We start from the raw sequence: 18,010 nt of genomic DNA, 5'->3' as shown, positions 1-18,010 counted from the left end.
GTGATGAAGAGGACAATGTAGATTTTGTTCATATTAGCTTCGAGTTACTTTCTGGACGTACTGAAGAACAGAAAAGAGAATTGTCGCGTTTGTTAATGCAAACCTTACAAGAACAGGCAAGTCATATCCGTAGCCTAACGGTCAACATACGGGATATGGATAAAAGTTGCTTTCAGAAAGTGATTAACTAGCTAAAAATAATCAACTAACTAAAAGTGATTCACTAACTATTTGCTGCTAACTTTTTGGTAGCGTATTAATTTTTGAGTGTTTTAAGATGTCGATGAAAGATTTACTGCTCTCTTTCAAAGGGAGAATTGGTCGTAAGACTTACTGGATTTGGAATATTTTCTACTACATAGCGATCACTGGTTTTGCTTCTGGTATCTCGGTGTTGTTCCCTGCTTACTCTTACATCCTGCTACCTGTATTCCTATTGCTGCTAGTGATCCCAGATCTTGCGGTCACCGCTAAGCGCTGGCACGACCGTAATAAGTCGAATTACTGGTTACTACTAAATGTGCCCCTAGTACTGGGTCGTTTGGCTTCGCCAATGGCAGCGACGACCACTGAGCCGGTATCGCCAATCCATATGGTTGCGACCGTTGCAGCGTTAGTGTGTGGCTTATGGATTCTGATTGAGTGTGGTTTGTTGAAAGGCACAGAAGGCCGTAATGATTACGGTGAAGATCCCGTTTAAAGATTGGATGATTCATCAGTAAAAAGGGAGCATTGCGCTCCCTTTTTTGTTCTAAGGCATTTTGTTTGTAATGCGTTCTTGTTGCCAATACATTTCGGCTTTCAGTACATTTTGGGTTCTGTATTCGGCCTGAAAGGCACGACATTTTCAGGTTTAGGTTCTTCAAAACTACAGCGACCTTCGAGTGCATCTTGGAATTTACAGACCTGACAGCGGAGCTCTTGCATGAGCACGACATTAACATGATGTGGGTTTTTACAGCGACCGACCACCAAATCGATGTGACTTTGCTGAGCGCGTAGCCTGTCTTGCATAGTTTCTGAGGCCGAACAAATCATCTGTTCGCACATCTCATGTTTGAATTGATTGAATGCTTTCGGATCGCTTTTGGCGAGTTGGACCAGTTCATCAAAGGGGGGCAGTTTTTGATTTGGCTGTGGCTGTGCCATGATTCCTTCCTTAGCATTAAGCGTGTTTCATATGCTTTAAGCTTAAGAAATAAATTTGTACAAATTTTAATCTATTCTCATTTTCTCAATATTGAGACGGAATCGGTGGGTTGGGACTAGCCCTTAGCGCTTGGTATTACGATAAAGGCGTGGGCGTTAAGGTGTAAGTACAGCGTCTCTCGCCGGCAATAATGTGTTCAGTGCGGCTTACATGACACTCATTTTTGAGCAGTTCAGTGAAAACATTGAGCTCAGATTGGCATAGGCTAGGGCAACGAGTTGCTGCTTTGCAGATGGGGCAGTGGTTCTCAATTAAGATGTAGTGCTCATCATGCTCTTGAAGTTCAGCCATGTAGCCTTCGTCTTCACGAAGCTGTGTGAGTTTTTCAAGCTTACTCATGAGCGAATCACAGCCAGACAGTGCAGATTGATACTGCTTCAGAGTGTGTTGTTCTCGCTCGGCAGCAACCTTAGCCAACCCTTCTTTACCGAATAGATTTTCTACGGCATCAATTACTTGAATAGTGAGTTCACCGTGTCGGTCTGAAAATTGGCTATGGCCTTGTTGAGTCAGGGACCAGTGGCGAGTCGGGCGACCCACTTTTACTTTCACATCATGAAACGCAAGAATACCGTCATCTTCCAGACTTTGCAGATGTTGCCTTGCACCCATTGTCGTCATGCCAAATTCTTCTGACAGTTGTTTCGCGGTTACCGCGCCTTGACGCTTAATGGTCTGTAAGATTTTGTCGCTTGTTTTCATACTATCCCTACCTCATCAACCTTACTATTATGAGGCAAGGTGTTTATAAAGCAAACCATTTACTATATTGATGGGGATTTACTATATAGACAGCGTTTTACTCTAGCGACAGCAAATGGTGAGATTCTGGTGCACTAATAAAACAAAAGGCTGATACTTGGTATCAGCCTTGGAACGTTTCTGTTAGAGCTAGTTTAGGTCTACAGGATGTGACCGATTACTTCTGGGTCTTTACGCTCTAGGTAGTGGATAGATTTGATGCGGCGAATCGTACGACAGCGACCACGGATAAGCAGAGTTTCTGTGGTTGCGATATTGCCTGTGCGAGTGATGCCCTCTAGAAGATCACCCTTAGTAATACCTGTTGCCGAGAACACAACATTATCGCTGCGTGCCATGTCTTCCATTTTCAAGACGATGCCCGCCGTTACGCCCATTTCTGCACAACGCTCCAATTCAAGCTCACCGTGTTTGCGGTTCTCTTCTGTATCGCCTTTTACTTCATGACGAGGAAGCAGACGTGCGTGCATGTCGCCGTCGAGTGCGCGAATAACCGCAGCCGAAACCACGCCTTCAGGCGCGCCGCCGATGCAGTACATTACGTCGACTTCACTGTCTGGCATACACGTTAGGATAGAAGCAGCAACATCACCATCTGGCACTGCGAATACACGAACGCCCATCGCTTGCATGTCGGCAATCACTTGATCATGACGTGGCTTAGCCAGTGTGGTTACTACCAGTGTATCGAGTGTTTTACCTAGTGCTTTCGCAATGTTTTCTAGGTTTTCTGTCAGTGGCAGTTCTAGGTCAATCACACCTTTTGCACCAGGGCCAACAACCAATTTTTCCATGTACATGTCAGGTGCTTTTAGGAAGCTACCTTTTTCGCCTGCAGCCAATACAGCCAATGCATTTGATTGACCCATTGCTGTCATGCGTGTCCCTTCAATTGGGTCAACGGCGATATCTACTGCATCGCCGCCAATACCGACGTTTTCGCCGATGTATAGCATAGGTGCATCATCGATTTCACCTTCGCCGATAACGATCTCGCCGCTAATTTCGGTTTTGTTCAGTAGGCTACGCATTACTTCTACAGCAGCGCCATCTGCAGCGTTTTTATCGCCGCGGCCAAGCCACTTGTAACCAGCTAGTGCTGCACCTTCAGTGACACGAGAGAATGACATTGCTAAATCGCGTTTCATGCGGACTCCAAAATTTTCAAAAGGGGAATAGAAATTTCGCGGCGAATTTTACCATATCCCAAAGGAAACGTTTGCCTTTTTGTTTTTTGGGGATTGCTCTTGATCAATTTGCGGGTGAAAACAGGTAATATTCATCAAAATAATCAGTCTGTTGTCGCGGTAGTAATAATTCACGTCAATATTCGGTAAAAAGCGCTGTTTTTTTCATCGAATGGCGCAAAATATCGAATATATTGAGTGTTTATCCTTGCTCTGCTGAGTAGAATGGGGAAATAAGTGGAGTGAACCTTCACCATCAAACGGATAACTTAAAGGTAGGCCAGAATGTCTTTTGAAGTACTAGAGCAGCTAGAAGCAAAAATTCAAACAGCAGTAGATACAATTGCACTTCTTCAAATGGAAGTGGAAGAGCTTAAAGAAGAGAAACAAGCACTAGCAACAGAAGCTGGTGAGCTTAAAGCAAGCCGTCACGAGCTAGAGCAAAAAACTCAGCAAATGCAGGAAGAGCATTCAGCATGGCAAGATCGCATCCGTAACCTTCTTGGTAAAATGGATGACGTAGAGTAATCGACTCTTCAGATTTTAAAAAACGCCCGCTACTCAGTAGCGGGCGTTTTCGTTTGTGTTCTTTGGCTTGTTTTATTATTTGAAGCTGAGTGAGTTACTCGGCCTCTTCTTCTTCAACATCCAGATCGAGTTCTACATCCAAAGGCTCTGCCGAAAGAATAATGCCAGTGTTGTCTGCATAGAGGTAATCTTCCGGTAAGAAGGTCACGCTGCCAAAGTTCACAGGTACATCCAATTCGCCGACACCTTCTTGGCTTGCACCCACAGGAATAGAGGCTAAAGCCTGAATACCAAGATTCATGTCTTCTAGCTCATCGACTTCGCGTACGCAGCCATAAACCACAATACCTTCCCACTCATTGTCTTCAGCAAGTAGGGCAATCTCAGCATCGATCAGCGCTTTACGCAGTGAGCCGCCACCATCGATTAACAACACACGCCCCAAACCATCTTGTTCTAATACGGAGCGAATTAAAGCATTGTCTTCAAAACACTTTAATGTCGTGATCTGTCCTGCGAAGGATGCACGTCCACCGAAGTTGCTGAACATTGGCTCCACGACATCAACTTGATCCAAATATATGTCGCACAGTGCTGAAGTGTTGTATTCCATTAGTATACCTTTTGAACAATGAGCTTACTTTGAGTATATCGGTGCTTGATCCCTTTGCAATGATTAGTCTCATTTAACTCAATAGAGTTTGAGCTACGACAACCCCTGCAAACAATAGGTTAGTGACCAGTGAACATTTCACTATCACGGGCATCATTGGTGCAATCTGCGCTGGCTTTTCGGTTTCCCAAACGGCCTTACCGTGCTTATAAACAATAATAATGCTTAGTAAAAACGGCAGGCTGATCCAGACCGGTTTTTCTTGAATCAGCAGGTAGATAGCGAAAGAGGCAAGGGCGAGCCCAAGCAGTGCAAAATGATAGTGCTTGGCTTTGCGTTGCCCTAGGCGAACCGCCATGGTGCGTTTGCCACATTCGCTGTCGTTTTCGATATCACGCATGTTGTTGATATTGAGTACCGCAACCGCCATCAATCCGCAGCCCAATGCCGGAAGGAATAGGCTTGGTTCAACATGGCCAGTGTGTAAGAAATAAGTCCCTGAAACGCCTAACAAACCGAAGAAGATAAATACCGATAAGTCGCCAAGGCCAATATAACCATAAGGTTTATTGCCGACGGTGTAAGCGATGGCTGCAACAATGGCTAATACGCCCAACGCAATGAAAGATAAGATACTCTCAATCGAGGTTAAGGCATGAAAGATAAGAATCAGCCCAGCGAGCATGGTAAATACGATGTTGAGGATGATCGCTTGCTTCATGGTTTTCGCGGTCACCGCGCCAGATTGCATTGCACGTGTTGGCCCTAGACGGTTTTCGTTGTCTGTGCCTTTTACCGCGTCGCCATAGTCATTGGCTAAGTTCGACAGAATCTGTAATAGAGTGGCGGTTAAAAAAGCCAATAGTGCGATTGATAAAGAAAAATGACCACCAGCGAACGCTAAACTACTTCCTGTAAGAATAGAGACAAGTGCGAGAGGCAGAGTTTTTGGGCGTGCGGCATCAAGCCAAATCAGTAGAGATTGTTTCATCGTAGGTCTAATTCTTTGTAAGTCTTCGTTTCATACTGTGATTTGAGTATACGCCCATTTTTCGGGTAATAAAAAGCCCACTCGAAAGTGGGCCTTGAATTCGCTTATTAGCTGCTATTTCTTTGAGATAGAGCAATAAGTTGGAGTTTTGTGTGCTACAAGATGAAGCGGCTTAGGTCTTCGTCTTCTACGAGCTCGCCAAGCTTAGATATTACATAAGCTTCATCAATCACCAATTTGCTGCCTGCTCGGTCTGTTGCGTCGAATGAAATCTCATCCATTAGGCGTTCCATGACTGTGTGCAGACGACGCGCACCGATGTTTTCTGTGGTTTCGTTCACACGCCATGCTGCATCAGCAATTTGGTTGATGCCATCTTCAGTGAACTCAATGCCGACATCTTCTGTTTTCATCAGGGCGATGTACTGCTCTGTCAATGATGCTTTTGGCTCAGTCAGAATACGTTTGAAGTCATGTGCAGAAAGCGCTTCAAGTTCAACACGGATTGGTAGACGACCTTGCAGTTCAGGGATTAGGTCTGATGGCTTAGCCACTTGGAATGCACCTGATGTGATAAACAAAATGTGGTCAGTTTTAACCATACCGTGCTTAGTCGATACTGTGCTGCCTTCGATAAGAGGAAGCAGGTCACGCTGAACGCCTTCACGAGATACGTCTGGGCCTGAGCTGTCGCCACGCTTACAGATTTTGTCGATCTCATCGATGAATACGATGCCGTTGTTTTCAGCATTGAAGATCGCGCTCTCTTTTAGCTCTTCTTGGTTCACAAGCTTCGCAGCTTCTTCTTCCGTTAGTGCTTTGAATGCGTCTTTGATTTTCATCTTACGCTTTTTCTTGGTGTCGCCAGCGAGGTTTTGGAACATGCCTTGTAGCTGGTTAGTCATCTCTTCCATGCCAGGAGGTGACATGATTTCAACACCCATTTGTGGCGCCGCTACATCAACTTCAATCTCTTTGTCGTCTAGCTTACCTTCACGCAGTTTCTTACGGAAAATCTGGCGAGTGTTTGAAGAGGTTGTGTCTTCAGTTGATTGCTCGTTCTGACCCCAAGCATCACGCGCTGGTGGTAGAAGGGCATCAAGAATACGTTCTTCAGCTTGTTCTTCAGCGCGGTATTGTACTTTTTCCATCGCTTGTTGATGTGTCATCTTAATCGCAACGTCCGTTAGATCACGGATGATGGTTTCAACTTCTTTACCTACGTAGCCCACTTCAGTGAACTTAGTCGCTTCTACCTTGATGAAAGGCGCGTTTGCTAGTTTCGCAAGACGGCGAGCAATTTCAGTTTTACCGACACCGGTTGGGCCAATCATCAGGATGTTTTTTGGCGATACTTCAACACGTAGGCTTTCTTCAAGCTGCATACGGCGCCAGCGGTTACGAAGAGCGATAGCCACTGAGCGCTTAGCGTTGTCTTGGCCGATAATGTGGCGATTGAGTTCGTGAACAATTTCGCGAGGAGTCATCTCAGACATGGTTTTTCCTTAATTCTTTAATCACTGTTGAATACAACGTTATTGATGGAAGCGGTCGTTACTCTGGCTTTGGTAGCTCAACGGTGCTTTCTAGTTCTTCAATAGTGTGGTGATGGTTGGTGAATACACAGATATCGCCCGCAATGTTCAGCGACTTTTCTGCGATTTCATGCGCATCTAAATCTGTATTTTCTAATAGTGCAGTGGCTGCTGCTTGAGCGAAGTTACCGCCGGAACCGATAGCAATCAGGTCGTTCTCTGGTTGAACTACGTCACCGTTACCTGTGATGATCAATGAAGCAGTTTCATCCGCTACTGCTAGCAGTGCTTCTAATTTACGTAGAGCACGGTCGCTACGCCAATCCTTCGCCAGCTCAACGGCAGCTTTGGTTAGGTGGCCTTGGTGCATTTGCAGCTTGCTTTCAAATTTTTCGAATAGCGTGAAAGCATCTGCGGTACCGCCAGCAAAACCAGCCAGTACTTTGTTGTTGTATAGGCGACGTACTTTACGGGCATTGCCCTTCATTACGGTGTTGCCTAGAGATACTTGTCCATCACCCGCGATGACGACTTTATTATTACGACGTACAGATACAATGGTAGTCACGAGTAGGGCCTCTTAATATTTCTTATCTTTGGGTATAAAAAGTATATGAGGATGGTGCTCGGATAATTCAAGGAAGGTCGAGTGATGTCGCGCAACTTATCGGCGGAAGTTGTAAGGAAATTTGGCTAAAGGGTGTAGATAAAAGAAAACCTCCACAATGGGAGGCTTTCGGTGTTTGGTTTTCTGCTTCTGCTTCTGCTTCTGCGGCTAAATCTATAACTACTCGGTGTCTTTCCAAATAGCACAAGGTTCGATTTTCGCTCGCTGCAGCTTATGGCGATCGCGCTCTGCATCACGCTTCAATTTGTATGGTCCTAGAACCACACGATACCAGCTACTTCCATCCTTTTTACGGATTGAGCTTGAGATACCTTGGAAGGCAATATCCAACTTACGTGCTTCAGCTTGGCTTGAGGTTTTGTAAGCGCCACATTGCATGATGTAAGGGATCTTCGAGATCTGTTGCTCTTTGGCTTTTACTTCAATCTCACGACTTGGCAAGGTTTCAACGTAATCCCACTTCTCCTCTGGAGGCGGCGGAATTACTTTTGCTGGTTTCGGCTTAGGCTTTGGTTTGGTTACCACTGGAGTCGGTGCTGGCGGCTCAGGATCATTACTCAATAGGTAAAGGCCGTAACCAAAACCACCGGCAAGGAGGATCGCCAAAAGACCACTACGCCATGGTTTACGGCGAGGGGCTTGTTTCTTGGTCGGTTTTTTCGTGCCACGACCGCGCTTTACATAATCTCTATTAGCCACAAGACAATTCAATAGTTGCTGATTCTGCTCTCATGGTAATCCAGATTGAGCGAGGATAACAGTGCAGAAATGGAAGCGGCACATCAAAATGTGCCGCAGAATTATAAGGATATTTCTTCAGATTAGATTCGAGGCGGCGCTGTACTACCTCGAACGACTAATTTGGCTTCAAGCAGACGCGAGCCCGCTTGTACATCGTTGCCTTTAAGTACGTCGAGCATCATCAACATTGCTTGGCGTCCAATCTCATAACGAGGCTGAGAAATAGTGGTTAGCGGTGGATCGCAGTATTGAGCGAATTGGATGTCATCAAAGCCGACAATCGATAGGTCTTGAGGAACGCGTAAGCCTAATTTTTTCGCTTCTTGAATTGCACCGATGGCCATCGCATCGTTATGACAGAAGATCGCTGTAGGTTGTTCAGGAAGAGCGAGTAATTGACGAACAGCTTGAGCGCCCGCTTCAAAGGTAAAGTCACCGACAGTGCTGTAGGCAGGATTCATTGATACCCCTGCACGACGTAGCGCTTGTTGGTAACCTTGTTGGCGGAATTTACACAGGGTTGCCGATACAGGACCGGAGATTTGAGCAATACGTTTATGGCCTAACTGAGCTAGGTAATTCACCGCTTCAAATGCTGAGGTCAGGTTATCGATGTGTACGGTAGGGAGTTCAAGCTCTGGGGCAAACTCACACGCCATCACCATCGGCGGTAAATTTTTTTGTTCAGGCTTACTGACATCAAACGGGTGGTCGGTGCCAAGTAGTAGCATGCCGTCAGCTTGTTTGGTGAATACTAAGTTAACAAATGAAGACTCACGCTTCTTCTGTTGGCCGCTATCACCCAGTAAAACGAGGTAGTCATTTTCTACTGCGGCATCTTCGATACCACGAATGATCTCTGCGAAATACGGGTCACAGATATCAGGAACAATAGTGATGATGGTTTTTGATTCGTTGCGACGTAAGTTTCTAGCTAATGTATTGGGTGAGTATCCAGCTTCAAGTACTGCTGTCTCCACTCGCTTACGAGTAGAAACCGAGACTTTTTCAGGGTTCATCAATGCACGTGATACCGTGGCTGTTGAAACGCCTGCTAGCTGGGCAACATCCTTCATTGTCGCCATAAATTAAACCCTCTTTTTAATTCCTTTGCTGCCTAAGTATCTAAGGCATGAATAATAAATGTAATCGAATAGATATTGTGAAAGTGTTGCTAACACTTTTTTTATTGCAATATTTTATTCGTTTCACCCATGTAAAGTTACGGCTAGATTAACAAAAATCACATGACTAGTGTGAAGTTGCTCACGAGAAATATGAAATATTTGTGAACAAACTTATCATTAGTTTTAACCCAAGTGGGTTTAGCTCAGATCTTGCGGCTCAATATCGAGTGACCAACGGACTTTTTTCGCAGCGGGTAACATATTGATTGCTGGCTTGGCGCTCATTAATAGCTTTTGCATCAACGAGCGAGTCTGTGTTTGTAAAATAAGCTGCCAACGAGATTTACCTGCTCGTTTGGCTAGTGGTGCAGGGGTTGGCCCTAGCACCATACAATATTGGTCAAATAACGGATGCGATTCCAATGTGTGGCGTACTTGACGCAAAAACTCTTCCACTAAGCGAGTGTCATTGGCTTCCGCTCTAAACAGAGTCATGAAGGTATAAGGCGGCAACATCGCTTGTTTACGCTCTGTTAATGCAGTCTGAGCAAAGTGGTTGTAGTTTTTGTGCAGTAATGCCTGTAATAAGCCGTGTTCTGGATGGTGAGTTTGTAAGATAACTTCCCCCGGCTTACTGGCTCGTCCTGCTCGACCGGCGACTTGAGTAAACAATTGAGCCAATCGCTCAGAGGCGCGGAAGTCACTGCTATATAAAGAGGCATCAACGTCCAGCAATGCCACAAGTGTGACATCTGGGAAGTGGTGCCCTTTAGCAAGCATCTGCGTACCAATCAGAATTTGGTATTCACCTTTACGAATCGATTCCAATGCGCTTTCTAAACTGCCTTTGCGGCGAGTGCTGTCTCGGTCAATACGGATGGTTTTGTATTCAGGGAATAGTTGACCCAGTTGAGCCTCTAACTGTTCGGTACCAACCCCCACTGTTACTAAATTCGCTGAACCACAACCTTGGCAATGATGCACGATATGCTGCTGCGAGCCACAGTGGTGGCAGCGCATCTCATTGCTGTATTGATGATAGGTGTAGTAGGCATCACAACGCTTACATTCCGCTGTCCAACCACAATCGTGACACATTAATGCGGGAGAAAACCCACGACGATTGAGGAACAACATCACTTGGTTGCCTGCTTTGAGGTGTCTTTGCATTTCAGCAATCAACGACGCAGACAAGCCACTTTCTAGATATTCACCCTTAACGTCCAACACTTTATTGGTGGTCGGCAGCGCGACACCTGCACGAGAGGTCAGGGTGAGGTAACTGTATTTACCGATCTGAGCGTTGTGCAGCGTTTCAAAGGCCGGAGTCGCCGAGCCTAGCACAACCGGAATCTGCGCTTTATGAGCACGCATGATGGCAACATCACGAGCGTGGTAGCGTAGGCTATCTTGCTGCTTATAAGAGGCGTCGTGCTCTTCATCGACAATAATAATGCCCAGATCCGCGAACGGTGTGAGCAGAGCTGAACGAGTACCGATCACAATGCCCGCTATTTTATCACGCGCCGATAACCAAGCATTTAGTCGCTCAGAATCGTTTAAACCAGAATGGATAACCTCAACTGGAACATTAAAGCGTCGCTTAAAGCGGTTAATCGTTTGAGGGGTTAGACCGATCTCGGGCACTAACACTAACGCTTGTTTACCTTGGTCGAGAATCGGCTTGATCATATTCAGATAGACTTCGGTCTTACCTGAGCCAGTTACACCCTCTAGCAAGAAGCAACCAAAGTCGGTTTGACTATTTACTGTCGCTATTGCTATAGCCTGTTCTTCATTGAGTTTTGGCTTATCTTGATCGTTTTCGAGCTCAACTGGCCACGGCTGGCGCTTCGGCTTTTTCTCTACTGATTCAACCCAGCCTTTCTCTTCCAGCGTCTTAAGTACCGCGCTGCCCACTTCTTCATCAATGAATTCTTGATGGGGAACTGGGCCGTGCTCAAGCATGTGCATTACTTTGGCTTGTTTGACGGCACGGCCAAAGCCCTGCATCAGTTGATCTCTACCTGATGGGGTCAGTTGCCATTCAACAAGCGTCGCGAAATCGGCCGCTTTGCCCTTTCGTAAGGCGCTTGGTAGTGCGTTGGCCAAGGTTTCACCTAGTGGATACTGATAGAACTGGCTGCACCATACCAAGAGTGAGTAGACCGATTCCGGCCAAACGGGTTGGTTGTCTAGTAAGGCTTTAATGGGCTTGAGTTTGTCTAACTCGAATTCAGATTCGTTAACCAGAGCCGTAACAATGCCTGTTAAGGTTTGTCGTCCAAAAGGCACAGAGACTCGACCGCCAACAATCGGAAATAGGTGGCTAGGAATCTTGTAATCGAACTGCTTGTCGAGTGGAACAGGCAGTGCCACACGGGCAATCATTGGACGCATAAAGGGACGGCTTTATCTGAGTTGACGAGAGCGAACAGTCTAATGGATAAGGGCGTTAAATTCGAGGAGCAGTTTAGATGACAGAGCTTACTTGAGGCTTGAATGCTACTGGAGCCAGAAAATAACGCTTAATAGAAGGTTTAAGGACAGTGTTGGTGAAAAATGTATCAAATCAGTTGATCCTACCTCACAGATTCATTACTATACTGCGCCTTAAAGGTATGGCTTTATCGCGGTTTAGTGATACAGCGGTGTCTTTATTTATTTTTTAACTACGTGTGGTGTCCGGCTTAGAATCGGATGGCGACACGGCCTAATTGAGGTTTTCCCATGAAAGTTGGTATCCACCCAGAATACAAAGCAGTTTCTGCAACTTGTTCTTGCGGCAACACATTTGAGTTCAACTCAACGCTAGCAAAAGAATCAATCCACCTAGACGTATGTGACAAATGTCACCCGTTCTACACTGGTAAGCAACGTATCGTAGATACAGGCGGCCGTGTTGATCGCTTCAACAAGCGTTTCGGTGCTCTTTCTAGCAAGAAGTAATTCTCGCTATTTAGACATAAAAAGGACACTTCGGTGTCCTTTTTTGTTGCCTGTGTACCGTCCTAAATATGGTTGACACATTTCCAACATGAAATTGGAGAGTGTCATGAAAACAACAAGTAGACGTACTCAACGAGATTATTCTCTTGCCTTTAAATTGGCAGTCGTAAGCCAAGTTGAAAAAGGCGAAATGACTTATAAGCAAGCTCAAGAACGTTATGGGATCCAAGGTCGCTCTACCGTTTTAGTTTGGCTCCGTAAACATGGTCAACTAGATTGGTCTAAAGGAATAGAACAATCGAGAGCGTTAGGAGCGACTATGTCAAACTCTTCCTCAACTCAAACCCCAGAGCAACGAATCAAAGAACTCGAGCAGCAATTAGAAGAGACTCAGCTCAAAGCTGAGTTCTTTGAAGCGGTTGTAAAAGTCATGGATCGAGATTTCGGTGTCCGAATCTCAAAGAAGCGCAAGGCCGAGTTATTAAGGAAAAAACGGTCAGAAAGTTGACCGTCACTAAAGCTTGTCACTTCATAGGTATTACACGACAAGCTTTCTACAAGCGCTGTGTTGCAGAAATTCATCAGACAAAGAAAGATGAATCAGTACTCGGTTTTGTGAAGGAGCAAAGGATGATGCACCCTCGTATAGGAACTCGTAAGATCAAGTATTTACTTGCTCAGAACGATATTGAAATAGGGCGAGACCGCTTATTCTCTCTGCTGAGAATGAATCGATTATTAGTGCAGAATCGAAGGGCTTATCATCGAACCACAAACAGTAATCATCGCTTTTACTGCCATCCGAATCGTGTCAAAGAAGGCTTAATACCGGAAAGACCAGAGCAATTATGGGTTGCCGATATTACTTATCTAGCAACGCGGCGTGGTAGTACTTATCTCAGTTTAGTGACGGACGCTTACTCAAGAAAAATCGTGGGCTATCACATAAGTGATGATATGAAAGCTCGCACGGTCAAGCAGGCCTTTTTAAACGCGTTGAAAGAACGGAAGAATACAGGTGAGCTTGTACATCACTCAGATCGAGGTGTTCAGTACTGCTCTGTTGAATACCAAGAGTTGCATCGACAGTATGATGTATCTTGCTCAATGACTGATGGCTATGACTGTTATCAGAATGCGTTGGCAGAGAGGATCAACGGAACACTGAAGATGGAGTATCTGTTGAATAAGCCTAATGATTTAGATGAAGCAAAGAAAATGGTCGCCGAATCAGTAAAAATCTATAATGAATATAGGCCTCACACAGCTCTAAAATACAAAACGCCCGATGAAGTACATCGAGCGTTTTAGTCAATCAAGTGTCAACCCATATCAGGACGGGTCACTGAAATTTGAAAAAATACTGAATCGTATTTCATTATTAGATCATTTTAAGTGAGAGGTTACTGGCGTAAATTTTATTTCATCACTTACCCCAACACTCTTTCCTCGAAATTCGCTCTAAAGTTGAGCAGGCGACAGTAATTTCAACTGTCCACTGGTCTTATTAGTAGTGAAATCTCGTTTTTTAATGATACAGATGCTTCAACCACCTAGGAACTTTGAAGTACATCCATTAACATGAACAAGATCCCCCAAATAATAATATCCTAGGAACCTACACCTATGTCTGAAGACAGCCGCCAAGATCAATCCCCTCAAGAATTATCGCCTCAAGAACAATTCCGTCAGCAAGCTCTTGATTATCATGAGTTCCCAATTCCAGGCAAAATTGCCGTAGAACTGACGAAGCCAGCAAACTCTGCAGAAGACCTAGCACTGGCATACAGCCCTGGCGTAGCTGAGCCTGTTCGCGAGATCGCACAGAATGTCGATAACGTTTATAAGTACACAGGTAAAGGCAACATGGTTGCAGTTATCTCTAACGGTACTGCAATTCTTGGCTTAGGTAATCTTGGTCCTATTGCTTCTAAACCAGTTATGGAAGGTAAAGCGCTACTGTTTAAGCGTTTTGCTGGTTTAGATTCTATCGATATTGAAGTAAAACACCGCACAATCGATGAGTTCGTTGATACGGTTGCGAATATCGCAGATACATTTGGTGGTATTAACCTAGAAGACATCAAAGCACCAGACTGTTTTGAAATCGAGCGTCGCCTGATTGAGCGTTGTGATGTACCTGTTTTCCATGATGATCAACACGGTACTGCGATTGTAACGGCAGCGGGTATGCTTAACGCGATCGAGCTTCAAGGTAAGAAACTGGAAGAGTGTAAGATCGTTTGTTTAGGTGCTGGCGCAGCAGCGGTTGCTTGTATGGAGCTACTGATTAAGTGTGGCGCTCAGCGTGAGAAGATCTACATGCTTGACCGTAAAGGTGTGATCCACACTCGTCGTGATGACTTGAATGAATACAAAGAGCTGTTCGCAAATAACACCGACAAGCGCACGCTTGAAGATGTTATCGAAGGCGCTGACCTGTTCTTGGGTGTATCGGGTCCTAATCTGCTACCAGCTAAGGCACTTACGCTGATGGCTGATAAGCCTGTTGTGTTTGCATGTTCAAACCCAGATCCAGAGATCAAGCCTGAGCTTGCACATGAAGTTCGTTCTGACCTAATCATGGGTACTGGCCGTAGTGATTACCCTAACCAAGTAAACAACGTACTTTGTTTCCCATTCATTTTCCGTGGTGCACTAGACGTGCGTGCGAGCGAAATCAATGACGAAATGAAGCTAGCGGCGGTTAAAGCGATTCGTGAACTAGCAAAAGAAGAAGTTCCAGCTGAAGTACTGGCAGCTGCGGGTGAGACTGCACTGGAGTTCGGTAAGGGTTACATCATTCCTAAGCCAATGGACCCGCGTCTGCTTCCTCGCGTTGCAAAAGCAGTTGCTGAAGCGGCTGTTGAGTCTGGCGTTGCTCGAATTGAGATGCCTGCCAACTATATGGCTTAATGCCTTAGTAGCTTAGTAGCTTAGTAGCCCAGTAGCTGTTGCTCTATTGAGCGAAAAAGAATAATAAAAAACCGACTCATAGGAGTCGGTTTTTTTATGTCTATCATTCACAGCGCAGCTACAGATAACGTAGTGGGTGATGTGACAAATAGGGTTCAGCTATAGCGAATCAATAATGAAGGCGGTGACTGAGTTGTTTTTATTCTTCGTCAAACGCTTCGAACTCGATGCCCATCTCTGTCATCAGTTTTTTGACTTCAGTTGGGATGTCGTCTGGACGATCTTTACGAAGGTCTTCATCCGTTGGCAGTGGTTGGCCTGTGTACGCATGTAGAAAGGCTTCGCACAGTAGCTCACTGTTTGTTGCATGGCGTAGGTTATTGATCTGGCGGCGAGTGCGCTCGTCAGTAAGAACCTTTAACACTTTTAGAGGGATAGAAACTGTAATTTTCTTTACTTGTTCGCTTTTCTTTCCATGCTCAGCATATGGGCTTATGTATTCACCATTCCAGTCGGCCATTGCGTACCTTCATCACTTTAGTTGTTAGAATAAATTAATAGTGCTGATTTTAGCGGGATTTACTGCCATAAGCAAAGACATATAGACGTCCGGAAGTGTTGACGTCTCACGTTTATGAAAGTAAAGTGAGTAACATATATCTAACACAGCCACAAAATGCCGACAAGCAGCTGTGATTCTCAGACGCAAAACTTGTAAGGAAGCACCTATGAGCAGCCGGAAGCCAGCAACCATCGCAGTACGTACTGGCATCGAGTCAGACACGCAACACCATGCCGTTGTCCCACCTATTTATCTTTCGACTAACTATGGGTTTCCCGCTTTTGGTGAAGTGCCAAAGTATGATTATACCCGCTCTGGTAACCCAAACCGCGGCCTATTAGAAACGGCACTATTTGAGCTTGAGTCTGGTAAAGGCGCGGTTGTCACTAACTGTGGTACGTCGGCACTTAACTTATGGGTATCCGCTTTTTTAGGTGGCGATGATCTTATTATTGCACCGCACGACTGCTATGGCGGTACTTACCGTCTGTTTAACACACGCTCGCTCAAAGGTGACTTCAAAGTTCTGTTTGTTGATCAATCGGATCAAGCTGCACTGGATGCGGCGATCGCGCTCAAGCCAAAGTTGATCTTAATTGAAACGCCATCGAATCCATTGGTTCGTGTGGTTGATATTGCAGAAACTTGCCGTAAAGCGAAAGAAGTAGGTGCTCTGGTTGCTGTCGACAACACGTTTTTGACGCCTGTGTTCCAAAAGCCTTTAGAGCTGGGTGCGGATTTTGTTATCCACTCAACCACTAAATACATCAACGGACACTCAGATGTCATTGGTGGTGTTGTAGTTACTAAGACAGAAGAGCACGCTGAAGAGCTAGCATGGTGGGGTAACTGTATTGGTGCAACCGGCACACCATTTGATAGTTACATGACGCTACGTGGTATTCGTACGCTAGGTGCACGTATGCGCGTTCACGAAGAGAGCTCACGTGAAATTCTGACGGCTCTGCAACAACAAGATCTGGTGGGTACGATTTACCACCCAAGCCTGCCTGAACACCCGGGTCATGATATTGCCAAGAAACAGCAATCAGGTTTTGGCTCAATGTTGAGCTTTGAATTTGCGGGTTCATTCGAGGCACTTAAATATTTTGTGGATAAATTAGAGCTATTTTCTTTGGCTGAATCATTGGGCGGTGTTGAAAGCCTGATTTGTCATCCAGCGTCGATGACTCACCGTGCTATGGGCGAAGAAGCATTGGCAGAAGCGGGTGTTTCTCAACAATTACTGCGCCTTTCTGTTGGCCTTGAAGATGCAGAAGACTTGATTGATGATCTCAAGCAAGCGTTTGAAAAAACACAAGGCTTTATCGCAGAAGGGGAGGTTTAATAATGACAACCTTTCGCCAGCTACATAAATTTGGTGGCAGCAGTTTAGCGAACCCAGAGTGTTACCAACGCGTGGTCAATATTCTTAGAGAATACTCATCAACTACTGACTTGGTCGTGGTATCAGCTGCGGGTAAAACAACTAACCGCTTGATTGAGTTTGTTGAAGCGCTCGACAAAGATGGTCGTATCGCTCACGAATGTCTACAAACCCTTCGTCAGTTCCAACTTGAGCTGATTGAAGCGCTGCTTGAAGGTGAGTCTGCGGCTCAGCTAACGGCCGCTATTCAACAAGAATTTACTGCTTTGGGTGAGCTAACTGCTCCTCTAAGCGAATCGCAAAAAGCACAGGTGCTAGGACACGGTGAGGTTTGGTCTTCACGTTTGTTAGCCGCTCTGTTGTGCCAACATGACTTACAAGCGGTTGCTCAAGATGCGCGTGCCTTTTTACGTGCAGAAGCGGGTGCTCAACCCGAAGTGGATCGCGCGCGTTCTTATCCTCTGATTAAAGAAGTTTTGGCTCAGCATACGCATTGCCGAGTGGTGATTACGGGCTTTATGGCTCAGAACTGCGAAGGTGAAACAGTACTGCTTGGTCGTAACGGTTCAGATTACTCAGCAACCGTGATTGGCGCTTTGGCTGAAGTTGAACGTGTGACAATTTGGAGTGACGTGGCGGGCGTTTACAGCGCTGACCCTCGTTTGGTTTCGGATGCGTGTTTGTTGCCTCTGCTTCGCCTTGATGAAGCGAGTGAACTCGCTCGTCTGGCGGCTCCAGTGCTCCATAGCCGAACGCTACAGCCTGTGGCTCAAAGTGCTATGGATCTCAGCTTGCGCTGCAGCTACCAGCCGGAGGCGGGCTCTACACAGATAGAGCGTGTACTGGCATCGGGTCGTGGCGCAAAAATCATTAC

Annotated in this window: 17 protein-coding genes and 2 pseudogenes; 8 read left to right on the top strand and 11 right to left on the bottom strand. The window is 45.6% G+C overall.

Translation table 11 applies throughout. The features are described 5' to 3' along the window. Together AB4232_RS15440 and AB4232_RS15435 are read left to right on the top strand one after the other, a co-directional pair. A pseudogene (locus tag AB4232_RS15440) lies at positions 1-191 on the top strand (5-carboxymethyl-2-hydroxymuconate isomerase); the annotation flags it as partial. An 86-nt stretch (positions 192-277) separates the two neighbouring features. Then, positions 278-700 carry a DUF805 domain-containing protein gene (locus AB4232_RS15435; protein WP_009848873.1) on the top strand — a complete coding sequence of 141 codons (423 nt, stop codon included), beginning with the start codon at positions 278-280 and terminating at the stop codon, positions 698-700. A 101-nt stretch (positions 701-801) separates the two neighbouring features. Here the strand turns inward: AB4232_RS15435 and AB4232_RS15430 are convergent, their stop codons facing one another. The 3 genes from AB4232_RS15430 to glpX all read right to left on the bottom strand — a co-directional run bounded on the left by AB4232_RS15430 (position 802) and on the right by glpX (position 3,120). After that, positions 802-1,149, bottom strand: a complete 348-nt coding sequence (locus tag AB4232_RS15430) for a DUF3135 domain-containing protein (RefSeq protein WP_012604966.1) — start codon at positions 1,147-1,149, stop codon at positions 802-804. 136 nt (positions 1,150-1,285) lie between these two features. Beyond that, positions 1,286-1,912 (bottom strand): metalloregulator ArsR/SmtB family transcription factor, encoded by a 627-nt coding sequence (locus AB4232_RS15425; protein ID WP_012604965.1) that lies wholly within the window; start codon positions 1,910-1,912, stop codon positions 1,286-1,288. A 200-nt stretch (positions 1,913-2,112) separates the two neighbouring features. Further along, entirely contained in the window at positions 2,113-3,120 is a 1,008-nt protein-coding gene (gene glpX, locus AB4232_RS15420; RefSeq protein ID WP_004729697.1) for a class II fructose-bisphosphatase, read from the bottom strand. Between the two features lie 324 nt (positions 3,121-3,444). Between glpX and zapB the strand changes: the two genes are divergently transcribed. Further along, entirely contained in the window at positions 3,445-3,687 is a 243-nt protein-coding gene (gene zapB / locus AB4232_RS15415) for a cell division protein ZapB (RefSeq protein ID WP_009848877.1), read from the top strand. 94 nt (positions 3,688-3,781) lie between these two features. Here zapB and rraA read toward each other — a convergent pair whose 3' ends face one another. The 7 genes from rraA to priA form a co-directional block, all read right to left on the bottom strand. Further along, a complete protein-coding gene (gene rraA, locus AB4232_RS15410; RefSeq protein WP_009848878.1) occupies positions 3,782-4,300 on the bottom strand; it encodes a ribonuclease E activity regulator RraA in 519 nt (172 codons plus the stop codon). 73 nt (positions 4,301-4,373) lie between these two features. Continuing rightward, positions 4,374-5,291, bottom strand: a complete 918-nt coding sequence (locus tag AB4232_RS15405; RefSeq protein ID WP_009848879.1) for a 1,4-dihydroxy-2-naphthoate polyprenyltransferase — start codon at positions 5,289-5,291, stop codon at positions 4,374-4,376. Between the two features lie 155 nt (positions 5,292-5,446). Then, entirely contained in the window at positions 5,447-6,787 is a 1,341-nt protein-coding gene (gene hslU / locus AB4232_RS15400; RefSeq protein ID WP_009848880.1) for an HslU--HslV peptidase ATPase subunit, read from the bottom strand. Positions 6,788-6,845: 58 nt separating this feature from the next. After that, positions 6,846-7,394, bottom strand: coding sequence for an ATP-dependent protease subunit HslV (gene hslV / locus AB4232_RS15395; protein ID WP_372087467.1), 549 nt, complete (start codon positions 7,392-7,394; stop codon positions 6,846-6,848). 219 nt (positions 7,395-7,613) lie between these two features. Next, positions 7,614-8,153 carry an SPOR domain-containing protein gene (locus AB4232_RS15390; protein WP_009848881.1) on the bottom strand — a complete coding sequence of 180 codons (540 nt, stop codon included), beginning with the start codon at positions 8,151-8,153 and terminating at the stop codon, positions 7,614-7,616. A gap of 122 nt (positions 8,154-8,275) precedes the next feature. After that, positions 8,276-9,280, bottom strand: a complete 1,005-nt coding sequence (gene cytR / locus AB4232_RS15385; protein WP_372087466.1) for a DNA-binding transcriptional regulator CytR — start codon at positions 9,278-9,280, stop codon at positions 8,276-8,278. Between the two features lie 240 nt (positions 9,281-9,520). Next, the gene (gene priA, locus AB4232_RS15380; RefSeq protein ID WP_372087465.1) at positions 9,521-11,722 is read right to left on the bottom strand and encodes a primosomal protein N'; all 2,202 of its coding nucleotides are present in this window, start codon (positions 11,720-11,722) and stop codon (positions 9,521-9,523) included. A 330-nt stretch (positions 11,723-12,052) separates the two neighbouring features. On the opposite strand from priA, the gene rpmE reads away from it, so the two are divergent. From rpmE to AB4232_RS15365, 3 genes are all read left to right on the top strand, one after another. Then, positions 12,053-12,271 carry a 50S ribosomal protein L31 gene (rpmE, locus tag AB4232_RS15375; RefSeq protein ID WP_009848884.1) on the top strand — a complete coding sequence of 73 codons (219 nt, stop codon included), beginning with the start codon at positions 12,053-12,055 and terminating at the stop codon, positions 12,269-12,271. A gap of 106 nt (positions 12,272-12,377) precedes the next feature. Continuing rightward, a protein-coding gene (locus tag AB4232_RS15370; protein WP_372087464.1) for an IS3 family transposase occupies positions 12,378-13,582 on the top strand; the annotation gives its coding sequence in 2 pieces (ribosomal slippage) (positions 12,378-12,765 and positions 12,765-13,582; 1,206 coding nt in all). Positions 13,583-13,897: 315 nt separating this feature from the next. Next, on the top strand, positions 13,898-15,187 hold the full coding sequence (locus tag AB4232_RS15365; protein WP_009848885.1) for a malic enzyme-like NAD(P)-binding protein: 1,290 nt from the start codon (positions 13,898-13,900) through the stop codon (positions 15,185-15,187). 199 nt (positions 15,188-15,386) lie between these two features. On the opposite strand, the gene metJ is transcribed toward AB4232_RS15365, so the two are convergent. Further along, positions 15,387-15,707 carry a met regulon transcriptional regulator MetJ gene (metJ, locus tag AB4232_RS15360; protein ID WP_004729686.1) on the bottom strand — a complete coding sequence of 107 codons (321 nt, stop codon included), beginning with the start codon at positions 15,705-15,707 and terminating at the stop codon, positions 15,387-15,389. Positions 15,708-15,915: 208 nt separating this feature from the next. Between metJ and AB4232_RS15355 the strand changes: the two genes are divergently transcribed. Both AB4232_RS15355 and metL read left to right on the top strand, forming a co-directional pair. Next, positions 15,916-17,097, top strand: a complete 1,182-nt coding sequence (locus AB4232_RS15355) for an O-succinylhomoserine (thiol)-lyase (protein WP_029223750.1) — start codon at positions 15,916-15,918, stop codon at positions 17,095-17,097. 2 nt (positions 17,098-17,099) lie between these two features. Beyond that, positions 17,100-18,010: pseudogene (gene metL, locus AB4232_RS15350) on the top strand (bifunctional aspartate kinase/homoserine dehydrogenase II); the annotation flags it as partial.

It is taken from the genome of Vibrio sp. 10N.286.46.A8, assembly GCF_041470165.1.
In the GTDB taxonomy this organism is placed as follows: Bacteria; Pseudomonadota; Gammaproteobacteria; order Enterobacterales; family Vibrionaceae; genus Vibrio; species Vibrio tasmaniensis_A.
The sequence above is the reverse complement of the archived record's forward strand: the minus strand, read 5'-3'. Positions and strand labels throughout refer to the sequence as shown.

Bases quoted from the DNA above. Each gene is read 5' to 3' on its own strand.
- AB4232_RS15365 (WP_009848885.1), top strand. From the start codon at position 13,898: ATGTCTGAAGACAGCCGCCAAGATCAATCCCCTCAAGAATTATCGCCT.
- priA (WP_372087465.1), bottom strand. From the start codon at position 11,722: ATGCGTCCAATGATTGCCCGTGTGGCACTGCCTGTTCCACTCGACAAG.
- metJ (WP_004729686.1), bottom strand. From the start codon at position 15,707: ATGGCCGACTGGAATGGTGAATACATAAGCCCATATGCTGAGCATGGA.
- AB4232_RS15430 (WP_012604966.1), bottom strand. From the start codon at position 1,149: ATGGCACAGCCACAGCCAAATCAAAAACTGCCCCCCTTTGATGAACTG.
- AB4232_RS15425 (WP_012604965.1), bottom strand. From the start codon at position 1,912: ATGAAAACAAGCGACAAAATCTTACAGACCATTAAGCGTCAAGGCGCG.
- rpmE (WP_009848884.1), top strand. From the start codon at position 12,053: ATGAAAGTTGGTATCCACCCAGAATACAAAGCAGTTTCTGCAACTTGT.
- cytR (WP_372087466.1), bottom strand. From the start codon at position 9,280: ATGGCGACAATGAAGGATGTTGCCCAGCTAGCAGGCGTTTCAACAGCC.
- AB4232_RS15405 (WP_009848879.1), bottom strand. From the start codon at position 5,291: ATGAAACAATCTCTACTGATTTGGCTTGATGCCGCACGCCCAAAAACT.
- hslU (WP_009848880.1), bottom strand. From the start codon at position 6,787: ATGTCTGAGATGACTCCTCGCGAAATTGTTCACGAACTCAATCGCCAC.
- AB4232_RS15355 (WP_029223750.1), top strand. From the start codon at position 15,916: ATGAGCAGCCGGAAGCCAGCAACCATCGCAGTACGTACTGGCATCGAG.
- glpX (WP_004729697.1), bottom strand. From the start codon at position 3,120: ATGAAACGCGATTTAGCAATGTCATTCTCTCGTGTCACTGAAGGTGCA.
- AB4232_RS15435 (WP_009848873.1), top strand. From the start codon at position 278: ATGTCGATGAAAGATTTACTGCTCTCTTTCAAAGGGAGAATTGGTCGT.
- rraA (WP_009848878.1), bottom strand. From the start codon at position 4,300: ATGGAATACAACACTTCAGCACTGTGCGACATATATTTGGATCAAGTT.
- zapB (WP_009848877.1), top strand. From the start codon at position 3,445: ATGTCTTTTGAAGTACTAGAGCAGCTAGAAGCAAAAATTCAAACAGCA.